1 protein-coding gene is annotated in these 5055 nt (G+C 64.0%); it reads left to right on the top strand.

Features of this window, described 5'->3' with window-relative positions:
* Positions 1-241 precede the first annotated feature (241 nt).
* On the top strand, positions 242-5055 hold a 4814-nt coding region (locus Q0X68_RS12900; protein WP_297752579.1), incomplete at its 3' end, for a S8 family serine peptidase.

Genomic DNA, 5055 nt, shown 5'->3' with positions numbered 1-5055 from the left:
GTGCGGGATGCCGATGTCGGTGCGGTAGAAACCGTCGACGAAATCCACCGCCGCCCTATAGCACATGCCAAGACGTACGAATATATGCCGACTGCGACGAATATTCGCTCGTGAAACGCCCCCTGGAAGTGGTCGCGTCACACGCTACAGTCCCGCCATTGGACTTACGTCCAAGCGCATTTGCACAAGTACACAACCTGTCGACGGAGATGATGTAATGAGGAGAACCTTGGCTTCGCTGGTGTCGTTGACACTGGCGCTGACCGGTGGTGCAGCGATGACGCTCCAAGCTGACGCCGCACCCACCCCAAGAGATCTACCCGCACCCGACGCACTCGGGGCCCGTGATGGCGTCCCAACCGATGCGCAACGCGTCCCAGGACCTGCCGACGAACCACGTCGCGTCATGGTCATGCTGAAGCAGCAACCCACGGGCAAGGGAAACAAGGCGCAAGGGCTCGCGGCGGTCGACCGCGTGCTTGCACGCTGGAAGGACAAGGACGGCTTCGAGGTCAACCGCAAATTCGGCATGCTGGTTCGAGGCTTCTCGGCGACGCTGCCGCAGAGCCAGATCATGCACCTGGCAGCCGACCCGGATGTGGCGTCCGTGAAGCCCCTGAAAGTGTTCTACCAGTCCATGGAGACCGCAGGGAGCCTGACGAACTCAGTCCAGGCCCGTGAAGATCTGGGCGTCGACGGGCGCGGGTTGGTCGTCTCCATCATCGACTCCGGCATCGACATCAAACACCAGGACATGCGCCTCGACGACGGCGTCAAAGGCAAACTGGCTCCTGAGAAGGGCTTCACCGACAAGGTGCCCTACGGCTGGAACTTCGCCGACCAGAATGCCGACGTCTATGACACCGGCAGCGAGCACGGTATGCACGTCGCGGGCATCGTCGCAGCCAATGGCGGAAGCGACGCGGACGCCGTCGCCAACGGCCGGATCCGCGGCATCGCACCGAACGCACAGCTCCTGGCGATGAAGGTCTTCTCCAACGACCCGAAGCTTCCGGGCGCGTTCGAGGACGACATCATCGCAGCCATCGAGGAATCGGTGGCCCGGGGCGCCGACGTGATCAACATGTCGCTGGGCTCCCCCAACGGCACCAATCAGTCGCAGGTGGGCGAGGGTCGCGCGATCTCCAACGCCCAGGCTGCAGGCGTGCAGGTGATCGTCGCTGCTGGCAACGAGGGCCTCAACGGCTCCCCCGACGGCACCCTCACCGACGCACTCGACATGCTCGACGACGGCACCATGGGCAGTCCCTCGACCACGAAGGACGCGCTGGCCGTCGCATCGATCAACAACTCCGCCTCCATCGTGAGTAGCGCGACGGTGACCTCCGGCGGCCAGTCCAGCGAGCTGGGTTACCAGCTGCAAACCGGCGTGGCCGATGGCAAGCCACACACCATCGTCGACGGCAAACTCGGGAAGCCCGACGAGATCCCCGCCGAGGCCAAGGGCAACTACGTGCTCATCGAGCGCGGCGAGATTTCCTTCGGCGACAAGTTCAAGAACGCGATTGCCAAGGGCGCCGTCGGTGTGGTCGTCATGAACAGCGCCGAGGGCGGCGACAAATTCGCCGGCATGGGCGGGCTGGACAAAGTCAAGATCCCCGGCGCATTCGTGTTCCATTCCACCGGCCAGGAACTGCGCGAGAAAATCGCTGCAGGCGAGACGACGATCACCCTCACGGAAAATCGTATCTCGATCCCGATGACCGATGCGCTCGCCCCGTCGTCGTTCACCTCCTGGGGTGCGACCCCCGAGCTGGATTTCAAGCCTCAGCTCGCCGGCATCGGCGGCTCGGTCTACTCCACCATCAACGATGATTCCTACGGCGACAAGTCGGGCACCTCGATGGCAGCCCCGCACGTCGCCGGCGCGTTCGCGCTGGCCGTGCAGGAGTACACCAAGCGCTTCCCAGAGCTCAGCGCCAAGGAGCGCAACGCTCTGGCTAGGACAGCCTTCTCCAACACCGCCAAGGTGCTCACCCACGACGACGCCCCCTACGCGGTGCGCCAGATGGGCGCGGGCCTGATCCAAACGAAGGAAGCTTTGGAAACCGACGTGTTCGCCACCGTGGAGGGCGAGCCCAATGTCGCGCTGCGTGAGCTGAGCGGCGCGAAAGAGTTCACGGTCACGCTCACCAACAAGGGCAAGAGTGAACGGACGTTCGCCGTCGGCGGCTCCTGCTCGGTGGCGGAGTCGCAGGCGCCCGAAGGCAACGAGACCTCCTGCACCACGCTCGACAAACTCACCGCGAAAGCGAACACCGTGACCGTCCCCGCCGGCGGCACCGCCGACGTGAGCTTCACAGTCACCCCGGGCGCCGGCGCGCACTGGGTGCAGGGTTGGGCCACCTTCACCTCCGACGGTAAGGCGCAGCCCTCGCTGTCGGTGCCCTACCTGGGCTTCGCCGGCGATTGGAACGCCGAGCCGATCATCGACGCGCCACGAAAAGGTGGCGAACCGCTGCTGGACAAGGTGCTCGGCGACAAGCACGAAACGATCACCTCGCTCGTGGGCAATTTCCCGGTGCTGGGCGCTGTCCCGAACACGTGGTTCTCTCCCAACGGCGACGACACCTACGACGAGGTCTTCCCCTCGCTGGCCATGCTGCGTTCGGCCAGCGACATCGAATACGAGGTACTGAAGGACGGCAAGGTCATCCAGGCTCTCGGCGCCGACCGTGACGTCCAGCGCCTCTCTCTGGGCGCGATCGCAGGCTCCGGTGGTGCCGGTTCGCATATCCCGACGGTGCAGAAGTGGGACGGGCGTCTGTTTGACCCGTCCACGGACACCTTCGTTGACGCACCTGACGGCGACGGTTACGTCTTCCGCGTGAGGGCCCGACTGGGGGCTGACTTCCCGTGGCAGACGACCGAGCTGCCGTTCGGGCTGGACCGCGTTGCCCCGTCGATCGACTCGCTCACCCATGTGAAGAACGACGACGGATCGCTCACGTACACGCTGAAGGCCTCCGACGACCGCTCTGGCGTGTTCTGGCGCTCGCTGGTCGTCTCTGAAGGCGCCACGCAGAAGCCCTACGACTACACGACCGATGAGGCAACCGGCACGGCCACATTCACCGTCCCGGCAAACAAGACTGGTGAAGGCCAGTTCCTGGACATCAAGCTGTGGGACCGCGCCGGCAACACGGTGCGCGTCGCCGACATGCTCGGACATGACTCCGTGCGGCTCATGCGCGACTGGTACTACGACCAGTGGATCGACGCCTCGCGCTTCGATCTCGCAGCGGGCCGCCCGGTGGTCCGCGACGGCCACGTCCACCTCATGATTGCGGCCGGACCGTCGGTGACGAAAGTTACCGTGAACGGCCAGGAGGCTGAGCTGAAGCAGGGCGTCGCCCGCATTGACGTGCCGGTCGAAGAAGGTCTGAACGAGTTCGTCATCGTTGGTCTTGCCGCTGATGGTTCCGAGGTGGGCACGCAGAAGCACTGGCTTGGCGTCGACAACACCCCACCGACGCTGGAGATCACGCAGGCGCCACTCAACGATCTGGGCGAGCTGGTGCCAGATGCTGACGGGAAGGTGACGATTAAGGGTCGCTTCAAGGACAACTTCCCGAAGGCCGAGAGCAACTCGTGGATCATGTTCGATCAGAACTTCAACCTGGTGCAGATCGCTGACGACGGCACGTTCACCTATGAGACCACCGTCACCAACGACCAGCTCGCGGTCACGCTGCTACTGATCGATCACTTCGACGGTGAGCACATGACCAACCCGACCACCAAGAGCTGGCCCATCGCCGGCCGTTCGACCCCAGGTTCGCAGCTGGCGATCACGTTCGACGATCCGCGGCTCAACTCCCCCCATGAGGAGGAGCGCTTCGGCCAGACGGCATACGTCGTCGATCCGTCACTGCAGAACCTCACGTACGACGATGCCGCTGGCACCGCCGAGCTGCGCCTGAAGGGTACGTTCAACGCACGCCCGGGCAAGTTCATCGTCAACGGCAAGGAAGTGCAGCTCGACAAGGATCGCCGTTTCGACATTCCGCTGACGCTCGAGGGCGGCATCAACCACGTCGGTTACGAGATCATCGACGCCGACGGCAACCGCGCCGCGATGGGTTCCTGGCGGTTCTTCTTCGACCGCACGCTGCCCTCCTACGAGATGGCCACCGATCCAGGCATCAACGCCGACGGCGCGATGTACCTGCAGAAGAAGTCGGCCGAGGTCGATGTCAAGGGTGCGGTCTGGGACGACCAGTTCGGCTACGAGCTGGCCATCAACGGATCGACGGTGAAGGATTTCGACAACCTTTGGGATCCGGGAGCGCCGCAGAACCGTCGCGAATTCGCCACCAAGGTGAACGTGCAGGACGGCGACACGATGCGTGTGAGCCTGTTTGACCAGATGGGCAACGGTGTCGAGCGCGGCATTCCCGTCGTCTACGACGATGCCGCACCGACGGTCGATATCAACGGCGTCAAGGCTGGCCAGATCATCGACGGCAAGCAGCGCATCAAGGTGCGAGCCACCGACGAGCATCTCAAGACGCTCACGGTTCTGGTCGACGGCAAGGAGCACGAAGGCAAGATCGTCGACCAGAACATGCATCCGAACGCGTACGTCGTACCGTTCCTGAACGGCGAGTCGCAGGCGTACAGGGCGCGGAGCGCAGCTGATGGGCAGAAGACCGAGCTCGTCGTCGAGGTGCAGGGCCTGTCTGCGGGTAGGCACATCCTCGAAGCCGTGGCCACGGACAAGGCCGACCGTCGTAGCGTCGCTTCGGTGGCGTTCACCGTCGACAACGCGGCACCGGTCATCGAGGGGCCTGACGCGCTGAGCGTCGACCCGGACAAGGACATGATGCAGCAGATCCGCGCCGCTTACCCCGTCACGGATGATGTCGACGAGGGTCTCCAGGTCCAGGCTGACCTCTCGAAGCTCATCCTGGATCAGGCTGTGATGCTCACGCTCACCGCGGTAGACTCGGCGGGTCACGTCACCACGCGTGATGTGCAGATCACCCTGGAGCGTCCGATGACGACGCTGAAGGGCGAGTGCGGCTCGATGAC

This window comes from uncultured Tessaracoccus sp. (assembly GCF_947286155.1).
GTDB lineage: Bacteria > Actinomycetota > Actinomycetes > Propionibacteriales > Propionibacteriaceae > Arachnia.
This window is presented reverse-complemented; position numbering and strand designations above follow the sequence as displayed.